A 250-nucleotide genomic window follows, 5' to 3' on the forward strand; every position below is an offset into this window, starting at 1 on the left:
CTCCTTATCAACTTTTCATTCTGTTTCTAATGAAAATAGTAATGAATGCTGATAAAGATAAAATGCAGATAATGTCGATTTCGTTTAAAAATGATAAAAACGTGTAGAACGGAAATTCTACACGTTTTTATTTAAATAGAAGAAAAATAATACTCCATCTTCTGTATTCAAAACACCATATTCCGCGCCATGCAACTCTAATATATTTTTTGAAATAGCAAGGCCCAATCCTGTTCCACCTTTGGAGCGT

The 250-nt window shown here is 31.6% G+C and carries 1 pseudogene; it reads right to left on the reverse strand.

The features are described 5' to 3' along the window. Nucleotides 1-117 precede the first annotated feature (117 nt). Nucleotides 118-250 (reverse strand): annotated as a pseudogene (locus SB658_RS28380) (sensor histidine kinase); the annotation flags it as partial.

Origin of the sequence: Bacillus sp. SIMBA_008, assembly GCF_046535495.1 — a bacterium.
Lineage (GTDB): Bacteria > Bacillota > Bacilli > Bacillales > Bacillaceae > Bacillus > Bacillus subtilis.